Origin of the sequence: Streptomyces sp. NPDC048636 (assembly GCF_040650655.1) — a bacterium.
Classification (GTDB): Bacteria; Actinomycetota; Actinomycetes; order Streptomycetales; family Streptomycetaceae; genus Streptomyces.
This window is the reverse complement of sequence record NZ_JBEZHR010000013.1, coordinates 131,773-150,850: the sequence shown is the minus strand read 5'-3', so window position 1 is coordinate 150,850 and position 19,078 is coordinate 131,773. Positions and strand designations below refer to the sequence as shown.

Annotated in this window: 16 protein-coding genes; 7 read left to right on the top strand and 9 right to left on the bottom strand. The window is 72.2% G+C overall.

The features are described from left to right. Positions 1 to 5 precede the first annotated feature (5 nt). On the top strand, positions 6 to 926 hold the full coding sequence (locus tag AB0C66_RS28705) for a cobalamin-binding protein (protein WP_362444731.1): 921 nt from the start codon (positions 6 to 8) through the stop codon (positions 924 to 926). An 87-nt stretch (positions 927 to 1,013) separates the two neighbouring features. Here AB0C66_RS28705 and AB0C66_RS28700 read toward each other — a convergent pair whose 3' ends face one another. Both AB0C66_RS28700 and AB0C66_RS28695 read right to left on the bottom strand, forming a co-directional pair. Beyond that, entirely contained in the window at positions 1,014 to 1,487 is a 474-nt protein-coding gene (locus tag AB0C66_RS28700; protein ID WP_362444728.1) for a carboxymuconolactone decarboxylase family protein, read from the bottom strand. 155 nt (positions 1,488 to 1,642) lie between these two features. Further along, on the bottom strand, positions 1,643 to 3,052 hold the full coding sequence (locus AB0C66_RS28695) for an FAD-binding oxidoreductase (protein WP_362444725.1): 1,410 nt from the start codon (positions 3,050 to 3,052) through the stop codon (positions 1,643 to 1,645). A gap of 363 nt (positions 3,053 to 3,415) precedes the next feature. Here AB0C66_RS28695 and AB0C66_RS28690 point away from each other — a divergent pair, with 363 nt between their 5' ends. After that, positions 3,416 to 4,366 (top strand): LysR family transcriptional regulator, encoded by a 951-nt coding sequence (locus AB0C66_RS28690; RefSeq protein ID WP_362444722.1) that lies wholly within the window; start codon positions 3,416 to 3,418, stop codon positions 4,364 to 4,366. Positions 4,367 to 4,397: 31 nt separating this feature from the next. Here AB0C66_RS28690 and AB0C66_RS28685 read toward each other — a convergent pair whose 3' ends face one another. The 6 genes from AB0C66_RS28685 to AB0C66_RS28660 are packed head-to-tail and all read right to left on the bottom strand — an operon-like array spanning position 4,398 to position 11,907. Beyond that, positions 4,398 to 5,033, bottom strand: a complete 636-nt coding sequence (locus AB0C66_RS28685) for an MBL fold metallo-hydrolase (RefSeq protein WP_362444719.1) — start codon at positions 5,031 to 5,033, stop codon at positions 4,398 to 4,400. Continuing rightward, on the bottom strand, positions 5,030 to 6,115 hold the full coding sequence (locus AB0C66_RS28680) for an S-(hydroxymethyl)mycothiol dehydrogenase (RefSeq protein ID WP_362444716.1): 1,086 nt from the start codon (positions 6,113 to 6,115) through the stop codon (positions 5,030 to 5,032). Before AB0C66_RS28680 ends, AB0C66_RS28685 begins: the two co-directional genes overlap by 4 nt. Before the next feature lie 47 nt (positions 6,116 to 6,162). Then, on the bottom strand, positions 6,163 to 7,320 hold the full coding sequence (locus AB0C66_RS28675) for an acyl-CoA dehydrogenase family protein (protein WP_362444713.1): 1,158 nt from the start codon (positions 7,318 to 7,320) through the stop codon (positions 6,163 to 6,165). Next, on the bottom strand, positions 7,317 to 8,912 hold the full coding sequence (locus tag AB0C66_RS28670; RefSeq protein WP_362444710.1) for a 5-guanidino-2-oxopentanoate decarboxylase: 1,596 nt from the start codon (positions 8,910 to 8,912) through the stop codon (positions 7,317 to 7,319). The genes AB0C66_RS28675 and AB0C66_RS28670 overlap by 4 nt, the downstream gene beginning before the upstream one ends. Continuing rightward, on the bottom strand, positions 8,909 to 9,715 hold the full coding sequence (locus tag AB0C66_RS28665) for an SDR family oxidoreductase (RefSeq protein ID WP_362444707.1): 807 nt from the start codon (positions 9,713 to 9,715) through the stop codon (positions 8,909 to 8,911). The genes AB0C66_RS28670 and AB0C66_RS28665 overlap by 4 nt, the downstream gene beginning before the upstream one ends. After that, positions 9,712 to 11,907, bottom strand: a complete 2,196-nt coding sequence (locus tag AB0C66_RS28660) for an acetate--CoA ligase family protein (protein ID WP_362444704.1) — start codon at positions 11,905 to 11,907, stop codon at positions 9,712 to 9,714. The genes AB0C66_RS28665 and AB0C66_RS28660 overlap by 4 nt, the downstream gene beginning before the upstream one ends. 310 nt (positions 11,908 to 12,217) lie before the next feature. Here AB0C66_RS28660 and AB0C66_RS28655 point away from each other — a divergent pair, with 310 nt between their 5' ends. The 5 genes from AB0C66_RS28655 to AB0C66_RS28635 all read left to right on the top strand — a co-directional run bounded on the left by AB0C66_RS28655 (position 12,218) and on the right by AB0C66_RS28635 (position 17,735). Next, positions 12,218 to 12,832, top strand: a complete 615-nt coding sequence (locus AB0C66_RS28655) for a TetR/AcrR family transcriptional regulator (RefSeq protein ID WP_362444701.1) — start codon at positions 12,218 to 12,220, stop codon at positions 12,830 to 12,832. A 376-nt stretch (positions 12,833 to 13,208) separates the two neighbouring features. After that, positions 13,209 to 14,390: an N-methyl-L-tryptophan oxidase gene (gene solA, locus AB0C66_RS28650; RefSeq protein ID WP_362444698.1), complete on the top strand. Its 1,182-nt coding sequence runs from the start codon at positions 13,209 to 13,211 to the stop codon at positions 14,388 to 14,390. A gap of 113 nt (positions 14,391 to 14,503) precedes the next feature. After that, complete coding sequence (locus AB0C66_RS28645) at positions 14,504 to 15,769, top strand: Glu/Leu/Phe/Val dehydrogenase dimerization domain-containing protein (protein ID WP_362444695.1); 1,266 nt, start codon at positions 14,504 to 14,506, stop codon at positions 15,767 to 15,769. Next, positions 15,753 to 16,871 (top strand): FAD-dependent oxidoreductase, encoded by a 1,119-nt coding sequence (locus tag AB0C66_RS28640; RefSeq protein ID WP_362444692.1) that lies wholly within the window; start codon positions 15,753 to 15,755, stop codon positions 16,869 to 16,871. Before AB0C66_RS28645 ends, AB0C66_RS28640 begins: the two co-directional genes overlap by 17 nt. A 105-nt stretch (positions 16,872 to 16,976) precedes the next feature. After that, positions 16,977 to 17,735, top strand: coding sequence for a nucleotidyltransferase domain-containing protein (locus AB0C66_RS28635; RefSeq protein ID WP_362444689.1), 759 nt, complete (start codon positions 16,977 to 16,979; stop codon positions 17,733 to 17,735). A gap of 22 nt (positions 17,736 to 17,757) precedes the next feature. Here AB0C66_RS28635 and AB0C66_RS28630 read toward each other — a convergent pair whose 3' ends face one another. Next, positions 17,758 to 19,023, bottom strand: coding sequence for an MFS transporter (locus tag AB0C66_RS28630; RefSeq protein ID WP_362444686.1), 1,266 nt, complete (start codon positions 19,021 to 19,023; stop codon positions 17,758 to 17,760). Positions 19,024 to 19,078: the final 55 nt, after the last annotated feature.

Sequence of the window (19,078 nt, the reverse complement as noted above, 5' to 3'; positions counted from 1 at the left end):
GGAGCATGCGCATCGTCTCCCTGCTCCCGGCCGCCACCGACATCGTGGCCGAGCTCGGTCTGCTCCCGAGCCTGGTGGGCCGTACCCATGAATGCGACTGGCCCGAGGGCGAGGTCGGCCGGATTCCGGTGGTCACGGCGTCCGCGCTGCCCACCGACGGCATGACGAGCCGTGAGATCTCCGACGCGGTCGGCGGCGCCACCCATCGGGGCTCGTCGCTGTACACCCTGGACACCGAGGCGCTCGCGGGGCTCGCCCCGGATGTGGTGCTCACCCAGGACCTGTGCGACGTGTGCGCCGTCTCCTACGACACCGTGTCGCGGGCACTGCGGGTACTCGACGGCGGTCCGCGGGTGCTCAGCCTGGAGCCGCGCACCCTGGACGACGTCCTGGACTGCCTGCTCCGGGTCGGGCGGGAGCTGGGTGCCGGTGAGGTCGCGGAGGAGCGCTGTCGTGCGCTGCGGGACCGGCTGGCCGCGGTGGCGCGGGCAACGGCGGGGCGCCCGCGCCCCCGGGTGGCCGCCATCGAGTGGCTGGACCCGGTGTGGCCCGCGGGCCACTGGGTTCCCGAGCAGATCCGGTACGCCGGTGGCGAACCGCTGCTCGCGGCCGCGGGCGAGCACACCGCACCGGTGGACTGGGAGACGGTGCGGGCCGCGCGGCCGGAGGTCATCGTACTGATGCCGTGTGGTTTCAGCCCCCCACGCACCGAGGCCGAGCGGGAGTCGCTGTTCCGGCTGCCCGGCTGGGACGAACTGCCCGCTGTCCGCGCGGGTGAGGTGTGGGTGGTGGACGGCCCCGCGTACTTCAACCGGCCGGGGCCGCGTGTGGTGCGCGGGGCCGAGGTCCTCGCCCAGGTGCTGCACCCCCTCACCTCCGGTACCCCCGTGACCGGAGGTGAGGCGCACCGGCTCGCGCCGGGCTGAACGAGGAGACCCGCGTCGTCCCGGTCCGGATCGTCGGACCGGGATCCGCCGGACCGCCGGACGGCGCCGGCTGCCACGGCCGTCCCCTCAGTGGATCTGGCCCACCCGGTAGTCGCCGGCGGGCTGCTGGGTGATGACGTTTCCGCGGTTGAAGGCGTTGATGAGGGCGATCTGGGCCACCAAGGCGGCGAGCTGGTCCTCGTCGTAGTGCTTGACGGCGTTCGCCCAGACCTCGTCGCTGACCCCGCCCGCCGCGTCGGCGATGCGGGTGCCCTGCTCGGCCAGGTCCAGGGCGGCGCGCTCGGCCTCGGTGAACACCGTCGCCTCCCGCCAGGCGGCGACCAGGTGGAGGCGTACCGAGCTCTCGCCGGCGTGGGCGGCCTCCTTGGTGTGCATATCGATGCATCCGGCGCAGCCGTTGATCTGACTGGCGCGGAGCATCACCAGTTCGCGGGTGGCGGCCGGCAGTGTCGAGTCCGCGAGCGCCTTGCTCGCGGCGACGAGGTGCCCAATGGCCTTGGCCGCGACCGGGCTGGCCATGATGTTCAGCCGAGCTTCCATGGTGTGTGCTCCTGTGTGGTTGTCGATGGCTACACCTCTTGGACGAAACAGCTCGGCAGGCTGTGACATGGATGGATGTGACGCGCGTCTCCCTGTCGCAGGGCTCAGGCGCAAAAGGCGCAAAGGCGCAAAGGTCATCCCGGTCGTGGTGGAGCTCATGCCCCGGAGCTGACCCCGTCAGGAGGCTTCGTGGCCGGCTCGATGTTCTGGTTGGCGTGGAAGAGGTTGTCGGGGTCGTACGCGCGTTTGATCCGGGCGAGGCGGTCGTAGTGACCGCGGTAGGTGGCGCGGACCCGCTCCTGGCCCTCGCCCGTGCCCATGAAGTTCACATACGAACCGCCCATGGAGTACGGGTGCGTCTCCTCCCAGTAGTCCACACACCACTGCCTGATGGCCCCGGCGTTGGCGGGATCGGGGTCGACACCGGCGAAGACACCGGACCAGACGGCGTCGCGGTAGCTCCAGGCCGTGTCGTCCGGACCCGGCCGGTGGGCGGCGGCGTCGACCGGATAGAGGTGCATCAGGGAGAGCGGAGTGGGGAGGTTCTCGCCGTACTTCTGGTGCACCTCCACGGCGGCATCCGGGATCGCGTCGAAGAAGTCGCCGCGCCAGTACCACTGGTACCCGCTCGGGATCACCGGGTCGAGCATGCTCTGCAACGCGGGATAGGGCATCGGTGACGTGAAGTGGAAGGCCGGGGGGCCGGGCTCCCGCACCGACCTGAGCGCCTCCTCGAGGTGGTCAAGGCCGCCGGTGTGGCACCACACGACGCCACACATCTTCCGTCCGTGGATCTCCTCGGGGAACGGCGGCCCGGGCGGGATGGAGAAGAGCGTGAAGAAGCCGTACACGTCATCCGGCGCCTGCGGCAGGAACTCGCGGTACCAGGTGAGAACGGAGCGGGTGCGGTCGACCGGCCAGACCGTGATGGCCACCCCGACCGTGTCCACGGGGTGGAGCCGGTAGGTGAAGGAGGTCACGACGCCGAAGTTGCCACCGCCCCCGCGAAGCGCCCAGAACAGGTCCGGGTGTTCGGTCTCATCGGCTGTGACGAAGCTGCCGTCGGCCAGCACGACGTCCGCGGACAGCAGGTTGTCCGCGGTGAGGCCGTACTTGCGGGTGAGGTAGCCGTGGCCACCACCGAGGGTCAGACCGCCGACCCCGGTCATGGAGATGATGCCGGTGGGAGTGGCCAGACCGAAGGGGTGGGTGGCGTGGTCGAGGTCGCCGAGGTGAGTGCCCCCGCCGACCTGCGCTGTCCTGGCGTCCGGGTCGACACGGACCCAGTTCATCGGCGACAGGTCGATGGTGACGCCGTCGTCCACCAGACAGAGGCCCGGTCCGCTGTGACCACCGCCCCGGACGGCGAGTTCCAGTCCGTTGTCGCGGATGAAGGTGACGGCGGCCATGACGTCGGCGGCGTCCGCGCAGGGCACGAACGCGGCGGGGTGCCGGTCGATCATGGCGTTGTACACCTGGCGGGTCCGGGTGTACGCGCCGTCCCGCGGGCCGATGACCGGTCCGCGCAGCGTGGTCCGCATCGTTTCGAGTGTTCCGGCGTCCATGGCGATCTCCTGGTGGTGCGCCGGCGCCCAGGCACCCGTCAGCGGCCCGACGGGTGAGCGCACGCCGCAGGGCTGACACCTCAAGCATCCCGTCGGCCGCCGGGCCGCGCAATTCAGGAGGCGGCCCACGTTCACGGATCCGGGAGTACCTACGGTGTGACGCCGACCGCCTACTCAGCGTGGTCCGCGGCGCGAAGCCGGGGGCCGCGCCGCGAGGTTGTTGTCCGATTGCGACAAGGTGGTGGTGAGGGACCCCGACCGACGTCACGCTTGGTCCGAGACGCGGAGATCGCCGGTCGCTGTGCCGCGATCCCACGGTTCCGTACCACTGGTCACCGGCGGTATGTCAGAGAAGGGAAAGGTATGGGCGACGGGACACCGGATGCCGACCTGATCGACATACGCCGGCTCAGGTCGTTTCTGACGGTGGCGCAGGAGATGAGCTTCACCCGGGCCGGGGCACGGCTGTACCTCACCCAGCAGGCGGTCTCCTCCCAGGTGCGGGCGCTGGAACACGCACTGGGCACGGAGCTGTTCCGGCGCACCACACGGAACGTCCAACTGACGGCGGCCGGACGTGAGTTGCAGGACCGGGTACGTCCGGCGCTCCAGGCGCTGGACGATGCCATCAGCGCCGCCCGCGAGCTGGGGACACAGGGCGGCCGCCGGACGGTACGGGTGGGCCATACGCCGACGGCCGCGTACTGGCTGTTGCCGTACGCCGCCGGTCTGCTCGACGGCGGGGATCCGGCGGTGTGTCTGCGCACCGAGGAACACACCGAGATGGGTCTGCGGGCCGCGGTGGCCGACGGGCGGGTGCATCTGGGGGTGGGCCTGGAGCTGGAGTCCGGGGTGGACGGGCTGGCCCAGCAGGTGGTGGGCGGCGAGCCCTGGTGCGCCGTGGTGGGCCCCGACCATCCGCTCGCGTCCCGGGGGCGGGTACGGCTGGCGGAGCTGACCGCGTACGAGTGGCTGACGTGGCCGCGGTCGAGCCATCCGGGGTACTGGCACGCGGTGCACGCCCTGGCCTCGTCCGTGGGCGCGGTGCCGATGATCCACGAGACCTGGCTCAGCGTGGCCCACGCACGGCTCACGGCCGGAGCGATGGTGATGCTCCGGCCGGTCTCCTACACGGCCCACCCGCTCTTGGGGCTGATCGCGCTCGAGCTGGAGGACGCCCCGATGTGCCGCTACGGCGCGGTGTGGAACGAGGCCGCGCCGCCCCTGGACCTGCCGGTGGTGCTCTCCGCGCTCACCGGGGCCGCGGGGCGGCTGGCGCGGCTGGGCCTGCCGGGTGTCGAGGCGGGGCGGTGAATACCACCGCCCCGCGGCCCACGCCACCACCTCAGTGACCGCGGGCGATCCACTCCTCCAGATGCGGTGCTTCGGCGTCGATGGTCGTGGAATCCCCGTGCCCGGTACGGACCGTGGTCCCCGGGGGCAGGGGCAGCAACCGGTGCTTGATCGAGTCGACGATGGTCGGGAAGTCGGAGAAGGACCGGCCGGTGGCGCCGGGGCCGCCCTGGAAGAGGGTGTCCCCGGTGAACACGGTGTCCAGGTCGGGCGCGTAGAGGCAGACCGCGCCCGGCGCATGGCCGGGTGTGTGCAGCACGGTCAGGCCGATCCCGGCGACGTTGAGCCGCTGGCCGTGGGCCAGCTCCCCGTCCGGGGCCCGGTCGGGATGGGTCTGCCGCCACAGCGGCAGGTCATCGGGGTGGAGCAGGATGGGGGCGCCGGTGCGCACGGCGAGCGCCGGGGCGGCGTTGATGTGGTCGTCATGGGCGTGGGTGCACACGATGGCGGTGAGCCTGCGGTCGCCGAGCGCCCGGACCACGGCATCGGCGTCATGGGCGGGGTCGATGACCAGTGCCTCGGTGTCGTCGCCGACGATCCAGACGTTGTTGTCCACCTCCCAGGTGCCGCCGTCGAGGCTGAAGGTGCCGGAGGTGACGAGGTGGTCGATACGGACGGGGGAACTCACAGGACCACCACCGAGCGCAGCACATCCCCCTGGTGCATCCGGGTGAACGCCTTCTCCACCTCGTCGAGCCCGATGGTCTCGCTGACGAAGGCGTCCAGGTCCAGACGGCCCTGGGTGTACAGGTCGATGAGCATGGGGAAGTCGCGGGACGGCAGACAGTCCCCGTACCAGGACGACTTGAGGGCACCGCCACGGCCGAAGACATCGAGCAGCGGCAGCTCGAGCTTCATCTCCGGGGTGGGCACGCCCACCAGTACGACGGTCCCGGCCAGATCACGGGCGTAGAACGCCTGCTCATAGGTCTGGGGGCGGCCGACGGCGTCGATGACCACGTCCGCGCCGTTGCCGTCGGTGAGGTCGCGGATCGCTTCGACGGCGTCGGTGGTGGCGGAGTTGACGGTGTGGGTGGCACCGAGGCCACGGGCGGTGTCGAGTTTGCGGTCGTCGATGTCGACGGCGATGATGCGGGCCGCACCGGCGAGGGCGGATCCCGAGATGGCCGCGGCACCGACACCACCGCATCCGATGACGGCCACCGAGTCGCCGCGGGTGACCCCGCCGGTGTTGATGGCGGCGCCCAGACCGGCCATCACCCCACAGCCGAGCAGCCCCGCGGCGGTGGCCGCGGCGGCCGGATCGACCTTGGTGCACTGTCCGGCGGCCACGAGGGTCTTCTCGGCGAAGGCGCCGATCCCCAGGGCCGGGGAGAGCTCGGTGCCGTCGGCGAGGGTCATCTTCTGCTCGGCGTTGTGGGTGTTGAAGCAGTACCAGGGGCGGCCACGGCGGCAGGCCCGGCAATTGCCGCACACCGCGCGCCAGTTGAGGATGACGAAGTCACCGGGGGCGAGATCGGTCACGCCCTCGCCGACCGCCTCGACCGTTCCGGCGGCCTCGTGGCCGAGAAGGAAGGGGAAGTCGTCGTTGATCCCGCCCTCGCGGTAGTGCAGATCGGTGTGGCAGACACCGCACGCCTGCACCTTCACCAGGGCTTCACCGGGTCCGGGGTCGGGTACCAGGATCGTCTCGAGCCGGACGGGTTCGCCCTTGGCGCGTGCGACCACGCCTCGTACCTCGTGTGCCATGTCCTCGGCCTCTTTCCAGTCTCGTTCGTGGGGGTCAGGTGGGCAGGTCAGGGGAGGTTGCGGGAGATGACCAGGCGCATGATGTCCGAGGTGCCCTCCTCGATCTCCTCCAGCTTGGCGTCGCGCATCCACTGCTCCACCGGGTATTCGCGGGAGTACCCCCAGCCGCCGAGCGTCTGCACGGCGGCCCAGGTGCAGAACATCGAGGTCTCGGAGGCGGTCAGCTTGGCGATGGCGGCCGGTCCGGTGACCGCCGCTCCGGCGTCCACCGCGCGGGCGGCGCTCAGCACCAGCAGCCGGGACGCCTCGATCCGGGCGGCCATATCGGCGAGACGGAAGGCGACGGCCTGGTGCTCGATGATGGGCTTGTCGAACTGGATGCGGGTACGGGCGTAGTCGCGGGCGTACTCGTACGCCGCGCGTGCGGCGCCGACGGCCGCCGCGCCCAGCACGATGCGGGAGATGTCGAACGTCCGCATGAGGCCGCGGAAACCCTGGCCCTCGTCGCCCAGCCGGTTCTCCTCGGCGACCTCGACATCGGAGAAGAACACCTCGCGGCAGACGATGGCGCGCTGGCCCATCTTCCGCATCGGCTCACCGACGCTGAGTCCGGGGGTGTCGGCGTCCAGGAGGAACGCCGAGACACCCTTGGACCGCTGGCTCGGGTCGGTCTTGGCGAACACCACGAAGGACCTGGCCGACCCGGCGTTGGAGATCCACGCCTTCTGGCCGTTGAGCACATAGCCGCCGCCGGTACGGCGGGCCGTGGTCTTGATCGACGCGGCGTCGGAGCCGGAGCCGGGTTCGGTGGTGGCCAGCGCGGTCATCGGGGCCTTGGGGCCCACCAGCGGGCCGAGCCACTTCTTCTGCTGTTCCTCGGTGCCCAGTTCGAGGACGGGGTCGGCGAAGAAGCCGTTGGAGCAGAGCAGATTGCCGATGCCGGGGTCGCCGAAGCACAGCTCTTCCTGGACCAGACACTGGGTGAAGACATCGGTGAAGCCACCGCCGCCGACCTCCGTGGGCAGCATGAAGTCGGTGATGCCGACCTGGGCGGCCTTCTGCCAGATGTCGACGGGGGTGACCACATCGGCCTCGTCCACCTCGCGGGCGCGCGGGCGGATCTCGTTACGGGCGAAGTCGCGGCACAGGTCGATGATCGCGCGCTGCTCGTCGGTCAGCGGCCACGGTTCGGTCAGGGCGTTCACGGTGTTCCTCCTGGCAGGTGGATGAGGGTGGGGCGGTCGGCGGCGAGCCCGGTTTCCAGCGCGGTGGCCAGCTGTGCGCTGTCCTCGGCCCGCACGCCGTGGCAGCCCATCGAACGGGCCAGCGCCGGGAAGTCGAGGGTGGGCAGATCCACCGCGTGGACGGGGTCGTCGCGGTCGGCCATCTCGTTGCGGATCTCGCCGTAGCCGCCGTTGTCCCACACGACCACGGGCAGCGGCAGCCGCAGCTGGGCGGCGGTGGCCAGCTCCTGGACGGTGAACATCAGGCCGCCGTCCCCGTGGAGGGCGACCACCGGAGCGTCCGGGCGGGCCAGCTTGGCGCCGATGGCGGCGGGCAGTCCGTAGCCGAGGGTGCCCAGTCCGGTGGGATAGAGGAACGAACGCGGGTGGTACGCGGGCAGATTGGACAGCGCGCCGTAGTAGCAGGCCATCGCGGAGTCCCCGGCGAGGATGCCCTCGCGCCCCAGGACCTGGCCGAGCGCCGCGGTGAGACCGAGGTAGTCGGCCCCCTCGGCACGGGCAGCGGCGGTGAACTCCCGGCGTGTGCGGGCGGCGCGTTCGGGGTCCGCGGGGCCGGTGGTACGGGCCGCCTCGAGCCGGGTGCCGATGGCCTTGAGGGCGTCCGCCGCGTCGGCGACGAGTCCGATGTCGGGCAGGGCGTTGGTGGTGAGCGCCTGCGGGTCGATATCGACGCGGATGAGGGCGCCGGGGATGTCGAACGGGCCGAACCACAGGTCGGCCGGGGCGAGTTCGGTGCCGACGGCGAGCACCACATCGCTGTCGGCCACCAGCTCGCGTACGGCGGTGTGGTGCAGTCCGGCGCCGATGGCCAGCGGGTGGCCGTCCGGGAAGACGCCCTTTCCGTTCGCGGTGGTGACCACCGGCGCCCCGAGCCGTTCCGCCACCTGGCGCAGGGAGTGGGCGGCGCCGCTGCTGCCGCCTCCGGCGATGATCACGGGGCGCCGTGCGGCGACCAGCGCCGTGGTGGCGGCCGCGATCTGGGCCCGTCCGGCCGTCACCGGGGCCACCGGTGTCGGCACGGCCACCTCGACCGGTGCGGAGGCGTCCAGCAGATCGAGCGGGATCTCCAGGTGTACGGGGCGTGGCCGTCCGGCCGTCATGGCGGCGAAGGCGTGTGCCACGGCCAGCGGGATTTCCGCCACGCTGGTGACCCGGTGGCTGTAGGCCACGATGGCGTCGAGGGCCGCGCGCTGGTCCTTGACCTCGTGCAGATAGCCGTTACCACGGCCGGGGTGGCCGAGCGGCAGCCCCGGGGAGACCAGCAGGACGGGGATGGAGTCGGAGTAGGACTGGGCGGCCGCGGTCGCGGCGTTGAGGACGGCGGGCCCGGTGGTGGTGACGCACACCCCGGGCCGCCCGGTGACCCGGGCCCAGCCGTCGGCGGCGAAGCCCGCCCCCTGCTCATGGCGCGGCAGGATATGGCGGATCGACGAGGCGGCGAGGGCGGCGTAGACGGGCAGGTTGTGGGTGCCCGGGATGCCGAAGACGGTGTCCGTCCCGTGTGCTTCGAGTGCGGCGACCAGGGCCTGTCCGCCGGTGAGCTGATCGGTCATGAGCGGTCCTGCTCCGTGGTGTAGATGGCCTTGCCGAGCCACTGGCCGCCGTCCACGACGAGGACATCGCCGGTGACGTAGGCCGCGCGGTCGCTGATGAGGAAGGCCGCGGTCTCGGCCACTTCCTCCGGGGTGGTGAACCGGTCGGCCGGCACACTGCCCCTCACCCGGGCCCGGGCGGTCTCGGTCGGCCACAGGGCGGCGGAGGCTCCGTCGGTCTCGGTCGGGCCGGGGGCGATGCAGTTGAGCCGGACGCCGCGGCCGCCCCATTCCACCGCGAGGGTGCGGGTCATGGCGAGGACACCGCCCTTGGCGGCGGCGCTGTGCACGGTGCCCGGATGGCCGTGCCAGGCGTAGCTGGCGATGACGTTGAGCACGGCGCCGCGACCGGCCGGGAGCATATGGCGGGCGGCGGCGCGGGTGCAGTGGAAGGTGCCGTTGAGCACGATGTCCACCACGGCCTTCCAGCCGCCCGGGGAGAGCTCCTCGGCGGGGACGACGAAGTTGCCCGCGGCGTTGTTGACCAGGGCGTCGAGTCGGCCGTGGCGCTCCGCCACCTGATCCACGGCGGCGTCCACCGCGGCGGCGTCGCGGACGTCGCAGCTCACCGCGTCGGCGCTGCCCCCCGCCGCCTCGATCAGGGCGACGGTCTCCCGCAGCGCTTCCTCGCGGCGGCCGAGGACGGTGACATGGCCGCCGCCCGCGGCCCAGCGCTGTGCGATGGCCCGGCCGATGCCTGATCCGCCGCCGGTGACCAGTGCTGTGCGGCCGGTGAATTCGTCGGCCTGTATCTGGTGACTCATGGGTTTCCCTTGGTGTCGGGGGCCGTGCCGAGGGGGGCCGGGCTGTCGGTGCTGGTGTCGCGGGCTGCCGGATCGGGGGCCACCGGGTCAGGGGCCACCGGGTCGGGGCTCGCCGGATCGGGGTCCGCCGGGTCGTGGTCCGCCGAAAGGAGCAGGGCGTCGACGGCGATGGCGCCGTCGGGGGCGACCCGCAGTGGATTGATCTCCAACTCCACCTGCTGGCCGTCGAGTTGGGCGATGAGCCGGGAGACGGCGGCGACCGCCCGGGCCAGCGCCGCGATATCGGTGGCGGGCCGCCCGCGCCAGCCCGCGAGCAGCGGGGCGCAGCGCAGTCGCTGGATCATCGCCCGTGCCTGCTCGGGGTCGACCGGCGCGCATTCGGTGACCACGTCGCGGTGCAGCTCGGCCTCGGTGCCGCCCGCGCCGACCATGACCATCGGCCCGAGCCGGGCGTCGTGGCGGGCGCCGACGATCACTTCGACCACATCGGGGCGGACATCCTGTTCCTCCAGCACATACGGGCCGTCGCCGAGCCGCGTGTGCATCGCCGTGAACGCGCGCAGAGCGCCGGTGGCGTCCTGGAGACCGGTCACCACACCGCCCGCTTCGCTCTTGTGCTCCAGCCAGGAGGCCTTGAGGACGTAGGGCGGGCGGAGCCGCGCGGCGGCGGCTTCGAGCTGCCGCGCGTCATGGACCCGGTGCGCCGCGGGGAAGGCGATACCGGACTCGCTCAGCAGGGCTCGGGTGGCCCAGAAGCCGCGGGGCGTGGCGAGGCCGTCGCCCGCGGTGCCCCGCGGGGGCCGCCCGGGGTACTGGTGCAGGGTGTGGGCCCCGGCCAGCGCGCTGGTGGCGGCGTCGATGGTGGCGTAGACGGGGACACCGGCGGCGCGCAGCTCGGCGGCGGTGTCGCTGTGGGCGCCCATGGAGTGGACGATCAGTGGCCGTCCGTACTGCCGGGCCAGCTCGCCGACTTCCCGTGCCACCCGGGCCTCGGCGGCGGCCAGGGGCGGGCTGTCCAGGCCGTAGGTGCCGAAGTAGCCGGTGAGCAGGACGCTGTCGACATCGCCGGAGCCGAGGAGGGCCGCGACCACATCGCGGTAGCTGGTGAGGTCGCGCTCGCCGCCACCGGCGAGGTCGACCGGGTTGGCGGTGGCGGCGCCGTCCGGCAGCCGACGGGCCAGCTCCGTGGTGAGCGGTCCGCTCAGCTCCGGGACGGTCAGCCCCTGCCGGGTGGCCCGGTCGGCGGCGAGGGCACCCTGTCCCCCGCTGTCGCTGACGATGGCGACGCGCGGCCCGGTGGGCAGCGAGGCGCTCAGGAGGTGCGCGGCCACGTCCACCAGCGCCGTGGGGGTGGGGACGCGCAGCGCACCGGCGGCCCGGCAGGCGGCGTCGACGAGTTCCATCGGTGAGGTGAGGGCGCTGGTGTGGGAGCGTGCCGCGCGCGCTCCGGCCTCGCTGTCACCGGCGGCGAGCAGGACGACCGGTTTGCCTGCCGCGCGCAGCGCCCGGAGGGCGTCGAAGACCCGTCCGCCCTCGTGGAAGCTCTCCAGGTAGACCCCGACCGCGCGGGTGAGGTCGTGGTCGGCGAGGTCTTCCAGGAGGTCGGCCATGGTGACGTCGAGCTGGCTGCCGACCGAGACGAAACGGGATATCCCCAGGCCGGAGCGGCGGGAGAGCAGGGCGATCTCACTGCCCACCTGTCCGCTCTGGGAGACCACGGCCAGTCCCCCGGCGGTGAAGTCGCCCCAGGCGATGTGCAGCGAGGTGGCGGCGTCGAACAGGCCGAGGCTGCTCGGGCCGATCATCCTGGCACCGGCGGCGGCCACCTTGGCGGCGAGCCGCTGTTCGTCCTGGACGGCGGCGGTGATGCCGAGCAGTCCGCGTACGCCCATCTCGAGGGCTTCGTCGACGACGGTGTCCAGCTGCGCGGCGGGGACGCAGAGCGCGACCAGTTCGGGGACCTCGGGGAGATCACCGAGCGAGGCCACGGTGGGAGCGCCGAGGATTTCGCCGCCGCCGCGGGTGACCAGATGCACCGTGCGCCGGTCCCGGCCGGCGAGGGCGCCGCGGGCCAGCCAGTATCCCCATTTCGATGGATTGGCCGAGGCCCCGACGACGGCCACGGACGCCGGATCGCGGAAGGCGGCGAGTCCGGCGCGCCGGGTACCGGCGGGCGACGAGGTGGTGGGCATGAGTCCTGCGGCTCCTCTCGGCGGGAGGGGGCGGTGAGGGTGGCGCCGGGGGGGACGGGCGACCGGGCGCCGGGGCTGCGGGGGCCTGATGTCTTTCACGGGTCAGCCGCGCCGGAGCGCACGCGGGCGAGGGGTTCCGCCACGCTCTTTACTGACTAGCCGTACAGTTAAACCGTCAGCATCGTGGATTCTTCCTCGGGACTTTGTCAATGCCCGTGACCACTTCGCTGGCCGCCTGTTCAGCACCGGTTCAAAACCGGGTCCGGCTGACGGCTGGGGACGGCGGCGGGGCATGTCCTATCCTCATGGCGTGACACGCAGCCGTAAGGACCCGAGTCTGCGCCGGGGGGAGATCCTTCGCGCCACCGTCTCCGAGATCAAGAAGCAGGGCATCCACCCCCTGCGGATCTCGGATGTGGCCCGCGAACTGTCGGTCAGCCCTGCCCTGGTGATCTACCACTTCCAGAACAAGGAAACGCTGATCGCCGAGGCCTTCGCCTGGGCCGTCCAGCGGGAGCTGGACCACCTGGACCACCTCACCGCCGGACTGCCCACCGCGCTGGAGCGGCTGCGCACGGCCCTGGACTGGTACGCGCCGACCGGGCAGGCGAAGGGCTGGACCCTGTGGATCGAGGGCTGGTCGGGAGCGCTGCGGGAGCCGACCCTGCGCAAGGTCGGACGGGAGCTGGATCTGCGCTGGAAAGAGGCGCTGACCGCGATCATCCAGGACGGCGTGGACGCCAAGGAGTTCACCACCGACGATCCGCGGGGCGCGGTGTGGCGGATCACCGCCCTGCTGGACGGGGTGGCCGTGCAGACCATCGTCCACCGCGGCACCCAGGACCGGAAGCAGGCGGCCGACTGGTCACGCCAGATCGTCGCCCGGGAGCTGGGCGTGAAGAGCAGCGATCTGGAGCGCGACTGAGCGGCCCCGGGCACGGTTCCCCGCCGCCCCGGCCCTGTCGTCCCGCACTCGCGTCCCGACCCTGAGCCCCACCTCCCGCCCTGGACTTTTCCCCGGTGTACGGGCAGGCGCTTCGCCGTGCGCCGGCACGGCTTCTCCCGGCGTGGCGGACATGCCACTCGACCCGCCGGTATTGACAAGCGCGGAACACGTACTACATCGTCGTTCAGTAACCGATAAGCCTGCGGGCCACGCGGCAGGGTCATCCCGCGCGTCGGCCGCCGGGCCTTCACTTCTCACCACGAGTAGTTCCGAGCTCCTGTTCCGCCACCGTGGCTTCCCCTCCTCATCTCACCGGGACACGGGTGGCACGAGCTCCGCGTCGAGAGGCCAATCCATGAACGCGCACCACGGGACCAAGTCGTTCGACGTCATCGTTGTCGGCCTGGGCGGCCTGGGCTCCGCCGCCGCGTGGCATCTGGCAGCCTCCGGGCGCCGGGTGCTCGGCCTGGAACAGTTCGCGTTCGGCCATGAACGCGGAGCGTCCCACGACACCTCGCGCATCCTGCGCCACAGCTACCACCGGCCCGACTACGTCCGTCTCACCCGCCACGCCTACGACGACTGGGCCCATCTGGAGCGCGCCGCCGACGAGCGGTTCGTCACCACCACGGGCGGTGTGGACCTGTGTCCGCGTGAGTCCTCCATCCCGCTCACCGACTACTGGCAGAGCCTGGACGCCGAGGGCATCTCCTACGAGCTGCTGGACGCCGCCGAGGTGCGGCGCCGCTGGCCGCAGATCTCCGTGCCCGAGGACACCACCGCGATGTACCAGGAGCGCACCTCCATGGTGCCCGCGGCGCGGTCCACCGCCGCCATGCAGCGGCTGGCGACCGCGGCCGGTGCCCAGCTGCTCGACAACACCCCGGTGACCGCCGTGCACCACGGTGCGAACGGGGTCGAGGTGGAAACCCCGGGCGGCCGGTACTCCGCCGGGCAGGTGGTGCTGTGCACCGACGCCTGGGCCAATACGCTCCTCACCCCGCTCGGCCATGAGATCCCGCTGACCGTGCTGGAGGAGCAGGTCACCTACTTCCGGCCCGCGGACCCGGCACCGTTCGCCCCGGAGTCGTTCCCCGTCTGGATCTGGCTGGACGAACCCTGCTACTACGGCTTCCCCTGCTTCGGCGAGGCCACCGTGAAGGCCGGCCAGGACTGCGGAGGGCCCGAGGTGGGCGCGGAGTCGCGGTCGGGCAGTACGGATCTGGACATGCTGGACCGGCTCACCCGGTTCATGGGTGAGCGCTTCCCGCTCAGTGGCCGTCCCATCAGGTCCAAGCGCTGTCTGTACACCCTGACCCCGGACCGTGACTTCGTCCTCGGCACGGTGCCCGGAGCCGAGCGTGTCCTGGTCGGGCTCGGCGCGGCCCACGCCTTCAAGTTCGCGCCGACACTGGGCCGGATGCTGTCCGAGCTGGCCGGCGACCCCAAGCTGGCGGAGACCGAGCCGTACACCACCTTCCGGCTCGACCGCCCGGCGCTGACGGACAGCCAGTACCCGGTCAACTGGATGACCTGAGCCGGTTCGGCGGCCCCGCCCCGGGCCACCGGATCCAGCCGATATCCGACCCGCACTCCCCACCCACGACTGAACGCGCATTCAGTGACGAGTGCCCGCACTGGACGGAAACCATGACAGCGACCCCCTTGAGCACACCTCTCCTCACCGGTACCACCCAGCCGCATCTCCAGCTGATCTGGACCGACCCGGTCACCGGGCGGCGCGGCTTCGTTGTCATCGACCGTCTGATCCGCGGCGTGGCCAGCGGCGGCCTGCGGATGCGCGAGGGCTGCACCCTGGAGGAGGTGCGCGGCCTGGCGGCCGGGATGACCCGCAAGGAAGCGCTCCACTACGACCCGGGCAACCGCTACATCCCCCTGGGCGGGGCCAAGGGCGGTATCGATTGCAGTCCGCACGACCCTGAGGCCCGTGCGATCCTCGCCCGCTTCCTGGAGGCCGTGCGCTGCGTCCTGGAACACCACTGGACCACCGGTGAGGACCTCGGGCTGCGCCAGGACACCATCGACGACGTCATCACCGAGGTGGGGCTGGCCAGTTCCATCCAGGCCATCTACCCGCTGCTGGACGACGACGCCCAGGCGCGGCAGCGGCTGGCGGACGCGTTCGCCATCGATGTCGACGGGGTGGCATTGCCCGAGCTGGTCGGCGGTCTGGGGGTGGCCGAATCGGCCCTCACCGCCCTGGATCTGACCGGTATCCCCCGTGGTTCGGCACGCGCCGTCGTCCAGGGCTTCGGCTCGATGGGCGGTGCGACCGCCCGCTATCTGGCGCAGGCGGGTGTCACGGTGGTCGCGGTGGCCGACGCCCACGGCGTCATCGCCAACCCGGACGGTCTCGACGTCGAGCATCTGCTGCGCACCCGTGACCCCCTCGGCGGGATCGACCGCGGCCAGCTGCGCCCAGGGGACCGGGAGGCCGACGGCGACAGCTGGCTCGACATCGATTGCGACGTCCTGGTGCCCGCGGCGGTCTCCTACTGCATCGACGCGGTCAACCAGACCCGGATCACCGCGCGGATCATCGCCGAGGCCGCCAATATGCCCACCCTCCCCGAGGCGGAGGCCGCGCTGCACGCCCGCGGTGTCCAGGTGATACCGGACTTCGTCGCCAACTCGGCCACCAACGCCTGGTGGTGGTGGACCCTCTTCGGCGACATCGGCGCCGACGCCGCGCAGGCCGACCGCAAGGTCCGGGAGTCGATGCGCCGGATCACCACCGACATGCTCACCAACGCCCGGCACTACGGCGTCACCCCCCGCGATGCCGCGCTCGGCGTCGTCGCGGACAAGATCACCGCCATTGACGCCCGGTTCGGTCCCGGTGGCACCCCGGCCGGTTCGATCCCTGGTGGAGGAAACCATGTCGGAACGCGTTGAACTGGCCGTCATCGGCGGCGGGTTGATGGGAGCCGCCACCGCGTGGGCGGCCAGTCGCCGAGGACTGTCGGTCCTGCTGCTGGAACAGTTCGACCCGGGCCACCACCGCGGCAGCTCGCACGGCAGCGCGCGGATCGTCCGCCGCGCCTACGACGACGCGATGTACACCCGGCTCACCGGGCGCGCCTTCGAGTTGTGGCGGGAGCTGGAGTTCGACAGCGGTGTGCCCCTGCTGCGGATGCTGGGCGGCGTGGACTTCGGGGCCCGCTCCTATGTCGACGCCGTCGCCGGACAGCTCTCCGCCGCCACGGTGGAACATGAGGTGCTGGACGCCCGCGAGGCGGAGCGCCGCTGGCCGGGCATGGTCTTCGAGGGCCCTGTCATCCACCATCCGCAGGCCGGGACGGTCGACGCGGCGGCAGCCGTGACCGCGTTCCTGGACGGCGCCGAACGGCGCGGCGCCACGCTCCGCTTCTCCACCACGGTGCGTTCCCTGGAAGAGGGCCCCGGCGGTGTCCGCATCCTCCTCGACGACGGGGAGACGGTGGAGGCCGGGCAGGTGGTGGTCGCGGCCGGAGGCTGGACCGCGGAACTGCTCGGCGACCGCCTTCCGCTGCCCGCGCTGACCGTCACCCAGCAGGACGCCTTCCACTTCCCCCGGCTCGACGAGGCCGCCGGCGCCTGGCCCAGTGTCATCCATGAGCACGGCAACGGCGTCTACCACCTCGCCGGGGGCCGCGACGGCGGACCGGGGGACGACCGCAAGATCGGTGAGCACTACGGCGGCCGCAGGACCACCGCCACCGGCCGGGACGGCATCGTCACCCCCGAGACACGGCAGCGCACGATCGAGTACGTCAAACGGTGGCTGCCGGGGCTGGATCCCACCCCGCGGACCGAGACCACCTGCCTGTACACCACCACACCGAGCGAGGACTTCCTCCTGGACCGGGTCGGCGCGCTCATCGTGTGCTCACCCTGCTCGGGACACGGCGCGAAGTTCGCCCCGCTCATCGGTGAACTGACGGCGGACCTGGCGACCGGTGGCGAGGGCCCGCCCGCCCCCTTCCTGCTGGGCGCACACACCACCGGCCGGAGCTGACGGCAGGGGAAGCCGGTGTGAGACGCGGCGCCGTCGCTCCGGACACGACCGGTGCGGCGGCGCCGTCCCATGTCCGCAGGCCCCCGCACCGTTAGCCTTCCTGCCATGACCGGAACGACGGACAACGCGTTTCTCGATCTCCTCGCCGACCGGCTCGCGGCCCTGCCGACGGTGCGCGCCGTCACACTCGGCGGCTCACGGGCGCAGGGCACCCACACTCCGGACAGCGACTGGGACCTGGGCGTGTACTACCGGGGCGCCTTCGATCCGGACACGCTGCGGGCCGTCGGGTGGGAGGGTGAGGTGTCGGACCTCGGCGCCTGGGGCGGCGGGGTGTTCAACGGCGGCGCCTGGCTCACCGTGGAGGGGCGGCGCGTCGACGTCCACTACCGCGACCTCGACGTGGTGGAGCATGAACTCGCCGAAGCCGAGCGGGGCCGCTTCCGCTGGGAGCCGCTGATGTTCCACCTCGCGGGGATCCCGAGCTATCTGCTGGTCGCCGAACTCGCCCTCAACAGAGTGCTGCGCGGCTCGCTGCCCCGCCCCGGATTCCCCCCGGAGCTGCGTACGACGGCCCCGCGGGAGTGGCGGGGCCGGGCCGCGCTGACGCTCCAGTACGCCAGGGCCGCGTACGCACCGCGCGGACAGACGACCGAGATGGCCGGGGCGGTGGCCACCGCCGCCCTCCAGACGGCTCACGCGGTGCTGGCGGCGCGCGGGGAATGGGTCACCAACGAGAAACGGCTCCTCGAGCGGGCGGGGCTGCGCGGCACCGACACGATCGTGGCGGGGCTGCGTCCGGAGCCCGAGGCCCTGGCGAAGGCGGTCGACGCCGCGGAGGAGTTGTTCACCACGGCCTGGTGACCCGTGCGCACCCGGCCCGCGGTCAGCGGAGCTCGTCCTCGGCGTGCGGGGCCGGGGCGTCCGCCGATTGCCCCTCGGCGGCGGTCGCTTCCCGCTCCTGCACCGTGCCGGGTTCGGCGATCCGCATCGCGAAGCACCCGGCCAGCACCGCGCCGCCGGCCGCCGCGAGAAAGGTCATGGGCAGGCCCCAGGGCACGATGAGCACACCGGCCAGGGCTCCGCCCGCGGCGGCGCCTCCGTAGGCCACTGTGCCGAACCAGGTGAATCCCTCGGTGGCCCGGGCGCCGTCGGTGGCCCGGCTCGCCAGCATGTACTCCACCGAGGTGGCGGGCGCCATCAGGGTACCGCCGAGGGCGAGCAGCAGTCCGAGCTGCCAGGGCTCGCGGGCGACGGCCAGCACGGCGAAGCCCGCGGCGTTGGCGAAGATCAGGACGACGAGCTGACGCACCAGGGACGAGCGCGGGGTGATCCGGATGTAGAGGATCCCGCCCACGATGCTCGCGGATGACCACACCCCCAGCAGCAGTCCGCTGGAGGACGGGGAGCCCGCCTCCACCGCGAAGGCGGGTACCAGGACCTCCAGGACGCCGTAGGCGACGGACATCAGGAAGGTGACCATGAGGATCCGGCGCATGGCGGGCGAGGCCAGGACATGGCCGCCACCGGCCGGACGCGGCTGGTCACGGCTGCTGTAGGAGCGGATCACCGGCGCGCGGGCGAGACCGAGGGAACCGATCATCACCGCGGCGGCGCCCACCAGCAGACCCGCCGAGGGGCTGGCGACGGCACACACGAGACCGGCCACCAAGGGGCCCAGGACGTAGAGGATTTCCACCACCACGGCCTCGAAGCCGAAGGCCACGGGGTGGAGACGGCCGTCGACCAGATGGGGCCACACCGCTCGGGTGACGGCGGCGACGGGCGGCGCGGCGCCACCCGCCACCGCGGCGCCCGCCACGATGGCCCACACCGGTGCGCCGTTGTGCACCAACAGCAGGAAGGCCGCGGTAGCCAGGGGGTTGGCACAGCCCACCACGACCATGACCCACACGGCGTGGCCCCGGTCGGAGATACGGCCGTAGAAGGGGGAAGTGGCGGCGAACGCCAGCCAGTTCGCCGCCATCGCCAGACCGGCCGCCCGGTAGGACCCGGTGCTGTGCTGGACCAGCAGGACCAGCAGCACCGATGTCATCCCGACCGGCAGCCTGGCCAGGATGGACGGCAGGACGACGGCGGGAACGCCCGGGGAACGCAGCAGTGCCGGGTATCCGGCGCGCTCACTGGACATGGCGGCTCCGGTAGGGGACGTCGGTGGTCGGGTCGCGGTGGTGCCGGGACCGCCG